The sequence below is a fragment of the Spirillospora sp. NPDC047279 genome (assembly GCF_040643285.1).
GTDB lineage: Bacteria > Actinomycetota > Actinomycetes > Streptosporangiales > Streptosporangiaceae > Spirillospora.
This window is the reverse complement of the sequence record NZ_JBEYUA010000019.1, coordinates 142,527-157,497: the sequence shown is the minus strand read 5'-3', so window position 1 is coordinate 157,497 and position 14,971 is coordinate 142,527. Positions and strand designations below refer to the sequence as shown.

The following is a 14,971-nucleotide window of genomic DNA, read 5'->3' as shown; positions in this document are numbered from 1 at the left end:
CCGACGGCACGGCCCGGCCGGGCGCGGCTGGTCACCGAGGCGCGGCGTCTCCGGGACGCGGCTCGTCCGGCGTGAGGCGCCAGTAGCCGAAGGGGTTGGCGAAGAGGTCGTCCTCGTACCGGTCGCACGGGTGATGGCGCAGGATCCAGCGAGGCGCGTCCTCGGCGAGGCGGAACCCCTCGCCCTCCTCGACCTCGGCGCCGCGCTCCTCGGTGAGCAGGTAGAGCGCCAGGGCGTCGATCAGGCCGGCGACCTCGTCCGGCTCCGGCTCGGACCCGTCCGGCCACTCGACCTCGACGTCGGGCAGGCCGAGCAGGTGCATGCCGCAGCTGTAGTAGAGCTCGCCATCGAAGATCGTTCGCTTCACGAAGGCGTGGTAGAGGTGGACGGCCCTCTCGTCCTCGTCGTCGGCGCCAGCGGCGGCGTCGGCCAGCTCCAGCCACCGGTCCCGGCCGTGCGTGAGCCCGTTGCTCTCGTCCTTGGCCGCGGTGGCGCCGGCGCGCAGCAGCCGCGCCGTCAGCTCCAGGACGAGCCCGGAGACCAGCGGCCCCGTGCCGGGGAGGGTCGGGCGGGCCAGCACGTAGGCGACCGTGTCGTGCGACTCGACGGCGTCCCAGTCGGCCTCGGTGAAGGACGCCTCGGCCGCCGAGGCCCTGAAGGCGCGGGGCATCCGCGGGTCGGCCCCGGTCTCGGAGTACTCGTGGTCGAGCTCGAATCCGGTGTTCTTGGCGGCGCGCTCGACCTCGTCGAGGTCGAGGCCGGTGCCGAGCACGCAGAGGATGTGGCGGGGGGTGATCATCCGGCGACCCTAGCCGAGCCCGGAGGGGGTGATCACTCGATACGAAAATCTAGGTCTTGTAGTACTACACACTGTCGTACTACGTTCGGTCGTATCGGCGACGACTCACCCGGGGGTGAGGGGCATGTCAGCGACCGGACGCGCCGCGGAGGCGCTCGACGAACGACTCGGCGGCGCGGCCTTCGCCCGGCGCGGGATGCGCAAGGCCTTCCCCGACCACTGGTCGTTCATGCTGGGCGAGATCGCGCTCTACTCGTTCGTCGTCCTGCTCCTGTCAGGGGTGTTCCTGACGTTCTTCTTCAAGCCGTCCATGGCCGAGGTCGTCTACGACGGCTCGTACGCGCCGCTGCGGGGCACGACGATGAGCGAGGCGTACGCGTCGACGCTGCACATCAGCCTGGACGTGCGCGGCGGGCTGCTGATGCGGCAGGTCCACCACTGGTCCGCGATCCTCTTCGTCGCCGCGATCGTCGCCCACATGTTGCGGGTGTTCTTCACCGGGGCGTTCCGCAAGCCGCGCGAGCTCAACTGGCTGTTCGGCTTCACGCTCTTCACGCTGGCCATGGTGAACGGCTTCACCGGCTACTCGCTGCCCGACGACCTGCTGTCGGGGACCGGGCTGCGGCTGATCATCGGCTCGGTCCAGTCGATCCCGGTCGTCGGCGTCTATCTGAGCTTCTTCATCCTGGGCGGCGAGTTCCCCGGCACCGACATGATCCCGCGCTTCTACATCCTGCACGTGCTGCTCGTGCCCGGGCTGATGCTGGCGCTGGTGCCGGTGCACGCGATCATCCTGCCGTGGGTGCAGAAGCACACCGACTTCCGGCGCGGGCGGAGCACCGAGAAGGCCGTCGAGGGCAAGCCGTTCTACCCGGTCTTCATGGCCAAGACCGGAGCGTTCTTCCTGTTCACCGCCGGGGTGACCGTCCTGATGGCGACGTTCTTCCAGGTCAACCCGGTCTGGCAGTACGGCGCGTACTCCCCCACCGCCATCAGCGCCGGCACCCAGCCCGACTGGTACCTGGCGTTCGGCGACGGCGCGCTGCGCCTGATGCCCGGGTGGGACGTGACCGTGGCGGGGCACACCATCGCGCTGGGCGTCCTGGTGCCGCTCCTGGTCATCACGGTGTTCTTCACCGGGCTGGCCCTCTACCCGTTCCTGGAGGCCCGGTTCACCGGCGACCGCGCGATGCACCACGTCCTCGACCGGCCGCGCGACGCCGCGACGCGGACCGGCATCGGCGCGGGCGGCATCGTCTTCTACGCCGTCCTGTGGGCCGCCGCGGGCAACGACATCATCGCCGAGACGTTCCATCTCTCGCTGTTCGCGACCACCTGGCTGTTCCGTGCGCTGCTGTTCACCGGGCCGGTCATCGCGTTCGTGGTCACCCGCCGGTTGTGCCTCGGACTCCAGCGGCGCGACATGCTGCTGCTCAAGCACGGCATCGAGACCGGGATCATCGTCCGCGAGATGTCCGGCCGCTACGTCGAGCGCACGCGCCCGCTCCCGGAGGAGGCTCAGGTGGAGCTGTCGGCCACGCCGTCGTCCAAGTCCCTCACGTCCGGCTAGCTCAGCCGGCCGCGACGCGGGCGTCCGGCCCCGGGCGGTCGACGCGCACCTTCTGGAGGTTGCGGCGCGATCGGATGCCGAGGGCGGCCAGCCTGCGGTGCACGTCCCGCATCAGCTCGCGGGTCTCGGGCTTGAACGCGCGTCCGCGGATCTCGGCGGGCACGGCCAGGACGGCGAACCGGTTGAGCTTCAGGCCCAGAGTGACCAGGGGCTGGACGCCGGGGATCTCGGGCAGGGACCCGTACAGGTCCCGCGCCCACTTCGGCAGCGTGTAGTAGGCCATCGCGCCGATCGGGAACCACACGAAGGTGAACGGCGCGAGGAAGCGGAGCTTGCGCGGCATCTTCGGCCAGAGCAGGAACCGCACGGTCGCGCGGGACTCGGGGATGACGCGCAGCTCCGTGCGGAACGCCTCGAAGTAGGCGGCCATCGCGGCGGCGTCGCCCGGCACGTCCTCGGCGTGCAGGCCCACGTACGTCGCGGTGTGCCGCTGCTCGTCGTAGTAGCGGTCGATCTCCTCGGGGGTCAGCCTGAGCCCCCGCCTGGTGATGACCTCCAGGTACGAGGCGACCTCGGCGCAGTGCACCCAGCGCAGCAGTTCGGGGTCGTCGACGTGGTGCGTGCGGCCGGTGTCGGGATCCTTGATGCGCAGCCTCTTGTGCACGGCGCGCACCCGGGCGCCGAGCTCGTCCGCCTGCTCGGGCGTGCCGACGGTGGTGACGGCCACGAAGTTGGCGGTGTTGAAGAGGCGGTCGAGCGGCTCCTCCAGGAAATTGGAGTTCTGCCACACGCCCCGCATCGTCGTCGGGTGCAGGGCCTGCAGCATGAGGGCCCGCACCCCGGCGACCACCATCAGGGGGTCCAGCACGACCCGCCACGACACGGTCTCGGGCCCATGAACGATCAGCTCTCGCGTGCTCACCATAGTAAGTACATGGTTACCGCAGAGCGGGCCGCCCGGAGAAGTCCCCGCGCCGAACGTGACGTCGCTTTCCTGCCAGCCCCGGGGCCCGTCGCGGACGCAGACTGCGGGTATGAGCAGCACTGAGCAGCGACTTTTCCGTTTCGGCGTGGTGGGCGAGTCGATCCGCACGGTGGACGGGCTGACCGCGACGGCACGCTCCGCCGAGTCGCTCGGATACTCCACCCTGACCTTGCGCGACCACTTCGTGGCGGAGCCCTTCGGCGACCAGCTCGCCCCCATGGTGGCGCTCACCGCCGCCGCGTCCGCCACGACGACGCTCCGGCTCGGCACGCTCGTCCTCGCCAACGACTACCGCCACCCGGTCCTGCTGGCCAAGGAGGCGGCGACGCTGGACCACGTGTCCGGCGGGCGGTTCGAGCTGGGCGTGGGAGCGGGCTGGTTGCGCGACGAGTACGAGCGGGCGGGCCTGGCGTTCGACGCGGCGGGCGTCAGGGTGGACCGGCTGGAGGAGTCTCTGCGGATCCTGGCCGGGCTGCTGGGCGGCGAGAAGACCACGGTGGCGGGCGAGCACTACCGGGTGCGCGACCTGACGGTGTTCCCGCGGCCCGAGCGGCGGCCGCCGCTGCTGGTGGGCGCGGGCAGCAGGCGCATGCTGGGCGTCGCCGGCCGGTACGCCGACATCGCGGGGATCCTGCCTCGCGCGCTGCCGAACGGGACGATCTCCGACGAGATGTCCGAACGTCTGCCGGACACGATCGCCCGGAAGGTCGGCTGGGTCCGGGAGACCGCCGCGGGGCGGGACGTGGAGCTCAGCATGCTCGTGTCGCCCACGTTCGGCGCCGACCCGCGGGCCGCGGCGGCGCGGGTGGCGGTGCTGCGCGGCTGGGGAGCCTCGTCCACCGACCTGGTGCTGGAGATGCCGAGCCAGTTCGTCGGGCCGCCCGAGCACATCGCCGAGCAGATGATCGCGCGGCGCGAGCGGTACGGCTTCTCCTACTACCTGGTCGGGGACGGTCCGGCGATGGAGGAGTTCGCACCGGTCGTCGACCTGCTCGCAGGACGCTGATCGCCCGGGGCGGACGCGCCGGGGCGCGCGGGCCAGGCGCCTGCCACGGGGGGTCAGGCGTCGTCGAGCCGGCCCGCGAGCGAACGTTCGGCGGCGGCCTGGCCGGCGTCCAGGCCCAGGTGGCCGTCGCCCAGGTCCTGCCGGGCCTGCTCGTCGATCCAGCGGTTGTGGGTCTCCCAGGCGGTCTGCTTGCTGGTGCCGAGAGCCAGGCCGATCTGCGACCAGGAGGCGCCCGCCTTGCGGGCCGAACGTACTCCGAGCTGGCGGCCGTAGCGGGCCTTGCGCGCGATGACCTCGCCCAGCGCCAGTAGTTCGAGCGCCTCGGCCCGGGTGAGCGCGGTGGTCTCGGGGTCTCCCTCGGCGAAGGAGTCGCGGGTCCGGAGCTCGTCGTAGCGCGCGACGGCGCCCCGCAAGGTCAGGGTCGTGTCGAGTTCGTCCGGATTCGATGTCATGCCCTCAGCATCGCGTCAGGCCGTCCTGACGTCAAGATGATCTGACGAAAATGGGCCTGCCGGTTCGCCGGGACAGATGTCAGCATGGAAGGGTCCGGCGGGGACAGGGCAGACAGTAACGCCCCTACCTGGAGATATGAGCCAGGAACCGCGCCGTCGCCCTGCCCCACCGGGCGATTCCCCGGCGCCGTGCCCGGCGAGCGATGAATCGCGGCCCTCCACCGGATCTGTATTCGGTGACGGCGTCACGCCGTCCTCGGATCCGGACCGCAGGAGGCGCACACCGCATGGAACCCCTTTCCGACACTCCGCCCGCGCGGTCATCGCCGGTGGCGCGCGCCGACCGGGGCGAATCGCTCAGCGAGGACTTCGTCAGCCTGACGAGCCCCTACCGGCGGGAGCTGCTGGCGCACTGCTACCGGATCCTCGGCTCGGCCCGCGACGCGGAGGACCTCGTCCAGGAGACCTATGTGAACGCCTGGCGGGCGTTCGACCGGTTCGAGGGACGGTCCTCGGTCCGCACCTGGCTGTACCGGATCGCGACGCGGGCTTGCCTGAAGGCGCTCGAACGCGGCGACCGGCGCTCGCTGCCGTCCGGGCTGGGCGCCGCGAGCCACGACCCCGAGGGGCCGCTCACCGCCCGGATCCCGGAGCCGAGCTGGCTGGAGCCGTTGCCGGACGCGCTGTTCATGGACCGCCCGGCCGACCCGGCGGAGATCATCGAGGCACGCCAGAGCACCCGGCTGGCGCTCGTCGCGGCGTTGCAGCTGCTGCCGCCGCGCCAGCGGGCGGTGCTGATCCTGCGGGACGTCCTGCAGTGGCGGGCGAACGAGGTGGCCGAGCTGCTCGGGACCACACGGCCCGCGGTCAACAGCGCGCTGCAGCGGGCCAGGGCCGTCCTGGAGCGTGCCGCCCCGGCCGAGGACGATCTCGATCTGGTGGAGCCGGGCGATCCCGCCCTGCGGCGACTGCTGGACCGCTACGTCGCCGCGTTCGAGAACACCGACGTGGACGGGCTGACGAAGGTGCTGACCGAGGACGCCCGCTTCGAGATGCCGCCGATCCCCGCCTGGTTCGAGGGGCGGGAGGCGATCGGCCGGCTGCTCGCGGCCCGTTTCAGGATCCACGGCGGCTTCCGGCTCGTTCCGGCGAGCGCCAACGCCCAGCCCGCGTTCGCGCTCTACCTGGACGAGGACGGCGCCACCCGGGCGCACGCCCTCCAGGTCCTGACGGTCACCGGCACGGGGATCTCCCACATCGTCCAGTTCACCGGCACCGGCGCGTTCGCCGGGCTCGGCCTGCCCGAAGTCCTCCCTCCGGGGCGGTAGGGACGGCGCATGCGAAAAGGGATGTCCCGGCGGCCCTGACGGCCACCGGGACATCCCCGGACGCGGATCGGAGAACGCCGAACGCGTCGTCGCGACGTTGCCGGCGCGGTTTATCCGAACGGCTGCGGAGCGCCCTTCTTGCCCGGGCCGTCGCCCCACTCGATCACCTCGTACTTGAGGCCCTTGATGTGCCCCTCGCCGGTGCCGGAGTTGTACTTGCTGGCGGGCTTCTTGCCGTCGAGCAGGTAGCGGAAGGTGTAGGTGTCGAGGTCGAGCATGATGCCGTTGTGCGACGGAATGCCCGGGCCCCGGTCGCCGACGAAGCCGGTGACGCTGCGGCCGTTGTAGGAGACCTTCACCTTGGTGTGCAGCGGCCAGCTCGGGCTGGCGAACAGGCCCTTCTGCATCGGCTTTCCACCGGCGGGGGCGCCGGTGTCGCCGTTGATGCCGGAACCGTCGTCCCAGAAGTAGGACGCGGTGGTCTTGCCGGTGTAGAGCGCCTTCGGCGCCGCCTTCTTCTTGGCCGCGGCCTTCTTCTTGGCCTCGGCCGCCTTCGCCTGCTCCGCCTTCTTCGCGGCGGCCTTCTGGTCGGCCTGCTCCTGCTGGGCCACCATGGACAGCTCGGTGGGGGTCTTCTGCTGCTTGGGAGCGCTGTCGTCGCCGGCCATGGCCACACCGGCCACCAGGATGCCGGCGAGGGTGGTGCCGGTCACCGCGGTCAGCACGACGTTCGTCGCTCGCTTCTGCATGAGAATCCTTTGTTTCGGCGTACAGGACTGCCGTTTCACGCCGGAACAAAGCCCGGACGGACAGGGGAAACGGCGCCGGGGCATGGGCACCCGGCGTAGGCCGTCGCGTGAGAGAAACCCGTGCGGGAGGGGTCTGAATGGCAGGGGACCCCGGTCCGCGCGCACCACAGGGCAGGCCGCATGGCGGCACGGTTAATGCGGTGACGCGGACTCTTTGAGACGGGAGAATGCCGATCGGGGGCGCTGCGGCCCTGGGCTCCATCTGGCCCGGCACAAACGACCGTTGCATGGACGGCCGCTGATCGGCGGAGGGAGATCCCGCCTGGCAGGCGGGACACGACGGCTATGCGATTGTCAGGGTCAACGGTTCTTTGACCTTGACCTGGGATGGAGCATATACGGCATTACCATGCTTGTGCCAAATCCCGGGCGACTTTACCTTTTGAAAGGTAGATCTTTTTCTCGGCCGTTGATCGAAATTGTGGGCGGCGAGCGCGCGAAAGGCTTATGGCAGAGGGGATTCAGACGGGTTCGGCCCGTCTGGCACGATGGCGTGCATGGACCAAGGATTCGACGGCAAAGTCAAAGCAACCCCATGAGCCGGGCACTGGTTCTGGGCGGTGGCGGCCTCACCGGCATCAGCTGGGAGTGGGGCATCCTGTCCGGCCTCGCCGCGGCGGGCGTCGACCTCAGCGACGCCGATCTGGTGGTGGGCACCTCGGCCGGGTCGATGGTCGGCGCGCAGGTGGCCTCCGGGCTGGACTTCCAGGAACGGTTCCGGGCCCAGTTCGTGCCGCTGCCCCCCGGCCCACCGACGCGGCTGGCCCGCCGGGACCTGGCCAGATCGGCCTGGGCGGTGCTCAGCTCGCGGGCCTCCGACGGGGTGGGGGCGCGGCTGGGGCGGATCGCGCTCGGCGCCGAGACCCCGTCCGAGGACGAGCACGCGCGGCTCATCAGGTCCCGGCTGCCAGTGCGGGAGTGGCCGGACCGCCCGCTCATGATCACTGCGGTGGACGCCGGGACGGGAACGTTCACCGTCTTCGACCGGTCGAGCGGCGCCACGCTGCTGGAGGCGGTCGGCGCGAGCTGCGCGGTGCCGGGCGTCTACCCCCCGGTGACCATCGGCGGCCGCCGCTACATCGACGGCGGGGCGCGGTCGTCCACCAACGCCGACCTGGCGGCCGGGTACCGCTCCGTCGTCGTGATCGCCCCCAACACCCAGGGCTTCCGGGCCATCGAGAGCGTGGCCGGGCACGTGCGGGCGCTGCGCCGGGCCGGGTCAGAGGTGGCGCTGATCTCCCCGGACGCGCGTTCCCGCCGGGTCTTCGGCCGCGACTCCCTCGACTCCGCGCGGCGCCCGCCCGCCGCCGGCGCGGGCCGCCGCCAGGCCGCCTCGATCGCCGATACGGTGGCCGCCGTATGGGAGGCCCGATGATTCCGCAGAAGCTCGCCGAGGTCCCGCACGCCGAGTGGCTCACCGACCACGACGGCGTCTGGTCACCGGACGGCGACCACGACACCGTCCTCTTCCAGGGCCTCGACCTGTCCGGCGTCCAGGCCGGCGGCTCGCGCTTCATGGAATGCGCGTTCACCGGCGTCTCGCTGGAGGGAGGCGGCCTGCGCGCGGCACGTTTCCTGGACGTCTGGGCGCACGAGCTGCGGTTCGTCGGCACCGACCTGACCGAGACCGAATGGCAGGACGCCGCCCTCATCGGCTCGATCCTCGCCGGCACCCGCGCGCCGGGGGCCCGGCTGGCCCGCGTCGTCTTCCAGGGGTGCAAGCTCGACTCGGTCAACTTCCGCGACGCCACCCTGACCGACGTGACGTTCCGCGACTGCCTGCTGCGCGACGTCGACTTCGGCGCGGCGAGACTGACCCGGACGTGCTTCCCCGGCTCACGGCTCGACAAGACGGTGCTCGCCGGGGCGACCCTCGACCAGGTCGATCTGCGGGGCGCCGATCACCTGGGCATCACCGTTGATCCCCGCACGATCCGCGGCGCCATCGTGAGCCCCGCACAACTGCTCGACCTGGCCCCTCTCCTCGCCGACGCGCTGGGCATCACGGTCGAGGAGCCGCCCGTGGCCTGATGCGGACACGGTGGCCGGATCCGGCCGCCGTACCGTCCGTCAGGCCCGGAAAGGGGGCTCAGCGCCCCGGAAAGCTCGTGGGCAGCAAGGGTTGCGCCACCTGCGCCATGGGCGCCATCGGGGCTCCGGCCACCGCCGGGGCGGGCGGCGGCACGTGCGAGCCGTCGGCACGCCGTGGCTCCGGCGGCCCCAGATGCGGCTCGCCCCGGCGTTCGCCGAGGAGTGCCATCAGGGCGCGCGCGGTGTCGGCGTCCATTCTCATCAGCACGCTGGGCCTGCCCGATGGATCCACGAAGGGCGATACGGCTGGGGCACCGGCGCCATATTGCGCTAGCGCCAGCCGCATCTCTTCGCGGAGGTCGTGGGCAAGCCGCAGCGCCTGTCGGTCGCTGTCGCTCAAATGTGCGGTCATCGCGATCTCCGGGGAGTTCACGTGCGGGGGTCCGGGGGCAATCCTGCTAGGAAATAGCGTGCAGGTGCAAGGGCCGATGCACGTGCAGATCGAGAAAGATCGTGCGTAACCGAAGGGCCCCCCGATCGTTGTTCATGGCCCCGGAGCACTGCGCCGCAGGTAGGGGCCGTGCAGCCCGGTTCCGGGCCCGTTCACGCCGGATCGGCCCTCAGTCCATGCCGCGTTTGCCCGGCGCCCAGAACGGCTTCACGAGGACCGACCGCCGCGGCCAGCCCCGTTCGCCGACCAGAATTGCGATATATCTCGTTTCGGATCGCAGGCACGCCATATCGCGGATCGTCGCGAGGGGACCCCGGCGACCCGGTAAAGAAGAGGCGGTGGGCGGGGCTGTGGGGGGCGGGGGTACGGTCGGGGCGCAGAACGTGGTTCGGGTCTTGGGGGGTCGATGATCGAGGGGACGTGCGACTCCCGGTTCGCGGCGGTCCGGGAGGCGTTCGCGGCGAACTTCGCGGAGCGGGGCGAACGCGGCGCCGCGGTGACCGTCGTCGTGGACGGCCGCACGGTCGCCGACCTGTGGGGCGGCGAGGCCGCCGCCGGGCGGCCGTGGTCGTCGCCGGACACGCTGGTGAACGTGTTCTCGGTCGGCAAGGGCCTGACCGGGCTGCTGGCCGCCCGGCTCGCTGGCCAGGGCAGGCTGGACGTGGACGCTCCGGTCGTCCGGTACTGGCCCGAGTTCGGCGCGGGCGGCAAGGAGGAGGTGACCGTCCGGCACCTGCTCTCCCATCAGGCGGGGCTTCCCTCGCTGCGGCGCCGGCTGCCGCCCGGGGCGATGCTGGACTGGCCCGCCATGACCTCCGCGCTGGCCGGGCAGGAGCCGTGGTGGCGGCCCGGCAAGGGGCACGGCTACCACGTCAACACGTTCGGCTTCCTGGTGGGCGAGGTGATGCGCCGGGTCACCGGCCGCACGGTCGGCGAGCTGCTGCGGGACGAGATCGCCGGACCGCTCGGCGCGGACGTCCACATCGGGCTGCCCGCCGCCGAGCACCACCGCGTGGCCGACTTCGCCTGGCAGGAGCCGCCGTCCGAGGAGGACAGGGCGGGCGACCTGCCGGACGACCGGCTCATGGAGTACAACGCCTATTTCAACCCGGCCGGGATGTCGGGCATGGGCGTCATCAACTCCGCCGCGTGGCGTACCGCGGAGATCCCGTCCACGAACGCGCACGGCACCGCCCGCGGCGTCGCCCGCGTCTACGGCGCGCTCGCGGCGGGCGGGGCGGCCGACGGCGTGCGGCTCGTGGACGCGGACGCGCTCGCGGCGGCGGTGACCGAGCAGGCCTCCGGCGAGGACCTCGTGCTGCGGCGGCGGACGCGGTTCGGGCTGGGCTTCCAGCTGACCCAGCCGGAACGCCCTCTCGGGCCCAACCCGCGCGCGTTCGGGCACTTCGGGGCGGGCGGCTCGCTCGGCTTCTGCGACCCCGACACCGGCCTGGCGTTCGGGTACGTGATGAACGAGATGGGCCCGCGCTGGCAGAACCCGCGCAACAAGGCGCTGGTGGAGGCCGTCTACGCGAGCCTGTGACCTCGCGGTCACCCATGGTGATCGGTCGGTGACCGTCGTCGTACGATGCTCGCATGACCGAGCGGCAGGCCGTCACCGCCCAGCCCTGGCTCCGGCGCATGGGCCCGCGCGACCCCGCGGAGTCGCACCGGGCCGCCACCCCGCTGGAGCTGTTCTACGACCTGTGCTTCGTGGTCGCGGTCGGCGCGAACTCCAAGAGCCTGGAGCACGCGCTGGCCGAAGGGCACTACGCGAGCGGCGTGCTGAGCTTCCTGCTGGTGTTCTTCGCGATCTGGTGGGCCTGGATGAACTACTCCTGGTTCGCCTCCGCGTACGACCCCGACGACGCCCCGTACCGCGTCGCGACCATGGTGATCATGGCCGGGGTGCTCATCCTCGCGGCGGGTGTGCCGAGCGCGTTCGACGACCGCGCGTTCGGGCTGGTCTTCCTCGGCTACCTGGTGATGAGGGTCGGGCTGGAGTCGCAGCGGCTGCGCGCCGCCCGTTCCGACCCGGCGCGCCGTGCCACCCTGCTGCGGTACGCGGCGGGCGAGACGTTCTGCATGGTCCTGTGGGCACTGGCGATCTTCGTGGTGCCGCGCGCCTGGATGGTGCCGGTCTGGCTGCTGGCCGCGGCGTGCGAGCTGATGGTGCCGCCGTGGGCCGAACGCCTCGTGTCCATCCCGTGGCATCCGCACCACATCGCCGAACGGTACGGGCTGTTCACCATCATCGTGCTGGGCGAGTCGATCCTGTCGGCCGCCAACACCATCCGGGACGGCATCGGCGACGCCCACGTCACCGACCTGGCGCTGGTGGCCGCGGGCGGGCTCGTGACGGTGTTCGGCATGTGGTGGGTCTACTTCTCCCTGTCGTCGGCGGGCCTGCTCGAAGGCAGGCGCATGGCGGTGTTGTGGGGGTACGGGCACTACGTGATCTTCGCGTCCGGCGCCGCGGTCGGCGCCGGCATCGCGGTGAACGCCGCCAAGGCCACCGGGCACGCCCACGTGTCCACCATGGCCGCGGGGTTCGCGGTCGCCGTGCCGGTGTTCCTCTACCTGCTGGTCGTCTGGTGGCTCGTCGTCCGCCCGCACGGCCCGAACGCCCCGTTCGCGTGGGCCATGCCGCTGATCGGCCTGCTCGCGCTCGCCGCCTGCTTCACCGGCGCGCCCCTTCCGGTCATCGGCCTGCTGATGGCCGCGCAGGTCGGGCTGAGCATCCTCGCCCACGGCACCAAGGGCGCGCGGGCCGCCGCGGACTACGATCTCGAGCCATGACCGGCACGCTCTCCCTCCGCGCCCTCAACCGGGCCACCCTCGCCCGGCAGATGTTGCTCGCGCGCGAGGAGGTGCCCGTGGCCGAGGCCGTGGAGCGGCTGGCCGGCATGCAGGCGCAGGAGCCGAAGCCGCCGTTCCTGGGTCTCTGGACGCGCGTCGCCGGATTCGAGGCCTCGCACCTGCACGAGGCGCTGCGGGACCGTTCGGTCGTACGGGCGACGATGATGCGCGGCACCCTGCACCTGATGTCAGGGCGCGACTACCTGGCCCTGCGCACCTCGATGCAGCCGATGCTGGACGCGGGGATGCGCGTCCTGGGGGCACGGGCCAAGGGCCTGGATCTGGACGAGGTGCTCCCCGCCGCCCGCCTCCTCCTGAGCGAGCGGCCGCGCACCTTCAACGAGGTGCGCGCGGCGTTGCAGGAGGAGTTCCCCGACGTCAACGACCGCGCGCTGGGATACGCCGTGCGAATGTGCCTGCCGCTGACGATGGTGCCGACCGAGGACCGGTGGGCGTTCCCCCGTACGTCGGAGTTCACGCTGGCCGAGACCTGGCTCGGCGGCGCTCCCGCCGGCGACGCCTCGCCCGACGGGCTGGTGCTGCGCCACCTCGCCGCGTTCGGCCCGGCGACCGCGGCGGACGCGCAGGAGTGGTCGGGGCTGGGGAGGCTGGGCGAGGTGTTCGAACGCCTGCGGCCTGAGCTGCGCACGTTCACCGACGAGAAGGGGCGGGAGCTGTTCGACCTGCCGGACGCGCCGCGGCCGGGCGAGGACGCCCCCGCCGAGCCCAGGTTCCTGCCGGAGTTCGACAACCTCGTCCTCGCGCACGCCGACCGCACGCGGGTGATCGCCGACGCGCACCGGCCGTCGCTGACCACCAAGAACCTCCGCGTGCGGGCCACGTTCCTGTGGGACGGCTTCGCCGCCGGGCTCTGGGAGACCGAGCGCAGGCGCAAGGTGGCCACCCTGCGCCTGCGCCCGTTCGGCACCCTGCCCAGGAAGGCGCTGAACGCGCTCACCGCCGAGGGCGAACGGCTCCTCGCGTTCACCGAGCCCGACGCCACCGACCACCAGGTGACCCTCGCCGAAGCCTGACCCGGGGCCGAGCGGGGCCGAGCGGGGCCGAGCGGGGTCAGCCGATGGTGCGGCCGAGGCCTTGCCAGTACGGGGCGCGCAGGTCCTTCTTGAGGATCTTTCCGCTGGGGTTGCGCGGCAGGGCGTCCACGAAGTCGACCGAGCGGGGACGCTTGAAGCCCGCCAGGCGCTCCTTGGCGTACCCGAGGACGTCGTCGGCGGAGAGCGCGGCGCCCGGGCGGGGCACCACGACCGCCTTGACGGTCTCGCCCCAGCGTTCGTCGGGGACGCCGATGACCGCCACGTCGGCGATGTCGGGATGGCCCGCCAGGACCTCCTCGACCTCGATCGGGTAGACGTTCTCCGCCCCGGTCACGATCATGTCCTTGATCCGGTCGGTGAGGAACAGGTAGCCCTCGGCGTCGACGTACCCGGCGTCGCCGGTGCGCAGCCAGCCGCCGTCCGCCAGCAGCCGGGCGGTCTCCTCGGGGCGCTTCCAGTAGCCGGGGGTGTTCTGGGACGAGCGGATCCACACCTCGCCGACCTCGCCGGGCGCGCGCTCGGCGTCCGTGGCGGGGTCGACGACCCTGATCTCGACCCAGTCGTACGGGCGGCCGACCGAGCGCATGAGGTGGGCGCGCGGGCCGCCGGGATCGTGGTCGTCCGGTTCGAGCTGGACGATCGCGCCGGTCGTCTCGGTCATCCCGTACAGCTGGAACAGCGGCGCGCGGAACGTCTCCAGGGACCGGCGCAGCACCTCGGAGGTGATCGGCGAGGCGCCGTAGGTGATGGCCCGCAGCGCCGAGAAGTCGCGGTCGGCCGCGCCCGGCACCTGGCACATGAACTGCAGCACGGCCGGGACGATGAACGCGTTGGTGATCCGCTCGCGTTCGAAGGTGTCGACCAGCGCGACCGGGTCGATGTCGCGGACGAGCACCAGGCGGCATCCCGCGTACAGCCCCGCCAGCGCCCAGCCCGAGCCGCCGATGTGGAACAGCGGCATCGGCACCGCGGTCACCGACGTCTCGTCCAGCCGCCAGCGGTGCGCCATGCGCTCGCCGACCGCGAAGTTGACGTTGCTGAGCTGGACGCCCTTGGGGAGCCCGGTCGTCCCGGAGGTGTAGAGCTGCACGACGATGTCGCCGGGCTCGCCGGTGAAGCCGGGGTCGTCGGCGGGCCGGGCCGCCACCCACTGCTCGTAGTCGGCGCCGGTCACGACCACCTGGCCGGGCAACTCGGCGGCGACGTCCGCGAACTCGGCGTCGACGACGGTCACGGCTGCCTCGGCGTCGGCCACGATCGCGGCGATCTCCGGGCCGGTCAGCCGCCAGTTGACCGGCGCGACCACCGCGCCGATCTTGGTGGCGCCGAAGAGGACCTCGAAGAACTCCGGCGCGTTCTTGCCCACGTAGCCGACGCGCGAGCCGGCCGCCAGCCCGGCGCCGAGCAGCGCCTGGGCGATCCGGCTCGACCGTTCGTCGAGTTCGGCGTAGGTGAGCGTCCGCCCGTCGCCGGTGATGGCGGGCTCGCCGCCGCGCGCACGAGCGTGGTCACGGACGATCGACACGACCCGGTAGTCCACCCACAACCTCCCGAATATGGTTCGGTATCTGATCCCGCGACCTTACCGAGCACTTCCCCGGCGGGAAAGGGTGGCCGTCATGACCC

14 protein-coding genes are annotated in these 14,971 nt (G+C 71.9%); 8 read left to right on the top strand and 6 right to left on the bottom strand.

The window, feature by feature from the left end; all coding sequences use genetic code 11:
* Positions 1-31 precede the first annotated feature (31 nt).
* The gene (locus ABZ810_RS38400) at positions 32-799 is read right to left on the bottom strand and encodes a hypothetical protein (RefSeq protein ID WP_358411790.1); all 768 of its coding nucleotides are present in this window, start codon (positions 797-799) and stop codon (positions 32-34) included.
* 124 nt (positions 800-923) lie between these two features.
* Between ABZ810_RS38400 and ABZ810_RS38395 the strand changes: the two genes are divergently transcribed.
* Positions 924-2,369: a ubiquinol-cytochrome c reductase cytochrome b subunit gene (locus ABZ810_RS38395; RefSeq protein ID WP_358411789.1), complete on the top strand. Its 1,446-nt coding sequence runs from the start codon at positions 924-926 to the stop codon at positions 2,367-2,369.
* A 1-nt stretch (position 2,370) separates the two neighbouring features.
* Here ABZ810_RS38395 and ABZ810_RS38390 read toward each other — a convergent pair whose 3' ends face one another.
* A complete protein-coding gene (locus tag ABZ810_RS38390; RefSeq protein WP_358411787.1) occupies positions 2,371-3,291 on the bottom strand; it encodes an oxygenase MpaB family protein in 921 nt (306 codons plus the stop codon).
* A 112-nt stretch (positions 3,292-3,403) separates the two neighbouring features.
* Between ABZ810_RS38390 and ABZ810_RS38385 the strand changes: the two genes are divergently transcribed.
* Complete coding sequence (locus ABZ810_RS38385; protein ID WP_358411785.1) at positions 3,404-4,360, top strand: TIGR03621 family F420-dependent LLM class oxidoreductase; 957 nt, start codon at positions 3,404-3,406, stop codon at positions 4,358-4,360.
* A 53-nt stretch (positions 4,361-4,413) separates the two neighbouring features.
* On the opposite strand, the gene ABZ810_RS38380 is transcribed toward ABZ810_RS38385, so the two are convergent.
* Positions 4,414-4,812, bottom strand: coding sequence for a hypothetical protein (locus ABZ810_RS38380; RefSeq protein WP_358411784.1), 399 nt, complete (start codon positions 4,810-4,812; stop codon positions 4,414-4,416).
* Between the two features lie 287 nt (positions 4,813-5,099).
* Between ABZ810_RS38380 and ABZ810_RS38375 the strand changes: the two genes are divergently transcribed.
* Positions 5,100-6,140: a sigma-70 family RNA polymerase sigma factor gene (locus ABZ810_RS38375; RefSeq protein WP_358411782.1), complete on the top strand. Its 1,041-nt coding sequence runs from the start codon at positions 5,100-5,102 to the stop codon at positions 6,138-6,140.
* A 110-nt stretch (positions 6,141-6,250) separates the two neighbouring features.
* Here ABZ810_RS38375 and ABZ810_RS38370 read toward each other — a convergent pair whose 3' ends face one another.
* Positions 6,251-6,889, bottom strand: coding sequence for a hypothetical protein (locus tag ABZ810_RS38370; protein ID WP_358411781.1), 639 nt, complete (start codon positions 6,887-6,889; stop codon positions 6,251-6,253).
* Positions 6,890-7,484: 595 nt separating this feature from the next.
* On the opposite strand from ABZ810_RS38370, the gene ABZ810_RS38365 reads away from it, so the two are divergent.
* Positions 7,485-8,324, top strand: a complete 840-nt coding sequence (locus ABZ810_RS38365; RefSeq protein WP_358411779.1) for a patatin-like phospholipase family protein — start codon at positions 7,485-7,487, stop codon at positions 8,322-8,324.
* On the top strand, positions 8,321-8,980 hold the full coding sequence (locus ABZ810_RS38360) for a pentapeptide repeat-containing protein (protein WP_358411777.1): 660 nt from the start codon (positions 8,321-8,323) through the stop codon (positions 8,978-8,980). The genes ABZ810_RS38365 and ABZ810_RS38360 overlap by 4 nt, the downstream gene beginning before the upstream one ends.
* A 58-nt stretch (positions 8,981-9,038) precedes the next feature.
* Here the strand turns inward: ABZ810_RS38360 and ABZ810_RS38355 are convergent, their stop codons facing one another.
* Positions 9,039-9,413 carry a hypothetical protein gene (locus ABZ810_RS38355; RefSeq protein ID WP_358411775.1) on the bottom strand — a complete coding sequence of 125 codons (375 nt, stop codon included), beginning with the start codon at positions 9,411-9,413 and terminating at the stop codon, positions 9,039-9,041.
* Between the two features lie 424 nt (positions 9,414-9,837).
* On the opposite strand from ABZ810_RS38355, the gene ABZ810_RS38350 reads away from it, so the two are divergent.
* The 3 genes from ABZ810_RS38350 to ABZ810_RS38340 are packed head-to-tail and all read left to right on the top strand — an operon-like array spanning position 9,838 to position 13,324.
* A complete protein-coding gene (locus ABZ810_RS38350; RefSeq protein WP_358411773.1) occupies positions 9,838-10,974 on the top strand; it encodes a serine hydrolase domain-containing protein in 1,137 nt (378 codons plus the stop codon).
* Positions 10,975-11,027: 53 nt separating this feature from the next.
* Entirely contained in the window at positions 11,028-12,230 is a 1,203-nt protein-coding gene (locus ABZ810_RS38345) for a low temperature requirement protein A (protein ID WP_358411772.1), read from the top strand.
* Positions 12,227-13,324 carry a winged helix DNA-binding domain-containing protein gene (locus ABZ810_RS38340; RefSeq protein ID WP_358411770.1) on the top strand — a complete coding sequence of 366 codons (1,098 nt, stop codon included), beginning with the start codon at positions 12,227-12,229 and terminating at the stop codon, positions 13,322-13,324. The genes ABZ810_RS38345 and ABZ810_RS38340 overlap by 4 nt, the downstream gene beginning before the upstream one ends.
* A gap of 37 nt (positions 13,325-13,361) precedes the next feature.
* On the opposite strand, the gene ABZ810_RS38335 is transcribed toward ABZ810_RS38340, so the two are convergent.
* Positions 13,362-14,885 carry a long-chain-fatty-acid--CoA ligase gene (locus ABZ810_RS38335; protein WP_358411768.1) on the bottom strand — a complete coding sequence of 508 codons (1,524 nt, stop codon included), beginning with the start codon at positions 14,883-14,885 and terminating at the stop codon, positions 13,362-13,364.
* Positions 14,886-14,971: the final 86 nt, after the last annotated feature.

Coding starts and splice junctions, on each gene's coding strand:
- ABZ810_RS38395 (WP_358411789.1), top strand. CDS start 924: ATGTCAGCGACCGGACGCGCCGCGGAGGCGCTCGACGAACGACTCGGC.
- ABZ810_RS38360 (WP_358411777.1), top strand. CDS start 8,321: ATGATTCCGCAGAAGCTCGCCGAGGTCCCGCACGCCGAGTGGCTCACC.
- ABZ810_RS38400 (WP_358411790.1), bottom strand. CDS start 799: ATGATCACCCCCCGCCACATCCTCTGCGTGCTCGGCACCGGCCTCGAC.
- ABZ810_RS38345 (WP_358411772.1), top strand. CDS start 11,028: ATGACCGAGCGGCAGGCCGTCACCGCCCAGCCCTGGCTCCGGCGCATG.
- ABZ810_RS38340 (WP_358411770.1), top strand. CDS start 12,227: ATGACCGGCACGCTCTCCCTCCGCGCCCTCAACCGGGCCACCCTCGCC.
- ABZ810_RS38365 (WP_358411779.1), top strand. CDS start 7,485: ATGAGCCGGGCACTGGTTCTGGGCGGTGGCGGCCTCACCGGCATCAGC.
- ABZ810_RS38385 (WP_358411785.1), top strand. CDS start 3,404: ATGAGCAGCACTGAGCAGCGACTTTTCCGTTTCGGCGTGGTGGGCGAG.
- ABZ810_RS38380 (WP_358411784.1), bottom strand. CDS start 4,812: ATGACATCGAATCCGGACGAACTCGACACGACCCTGACCTTGCGGGGC.
- ABZ810_RS38350 (WP_358411773.1), top strand. CDS start 9,838: ATGATCGAGGGGACGTGCGACTCCCGGTTCGCGGCGGTCCGGGAGGCG.
- ABZ810_RS38370 (WP_358411781.1), bottom strand. CDS start 6,889: ATGCAGAAGCGAGCGACGAACGTCGTGCTGACCGCGGTGACCGGCACC.
- ABZ810_RS38375 (WP_358411782.1), top strand. CDS start 5,100: ATGGAACCCCTTTCCGACACTCCGCCCGCGCGGTCATCGCCGGTGGCG.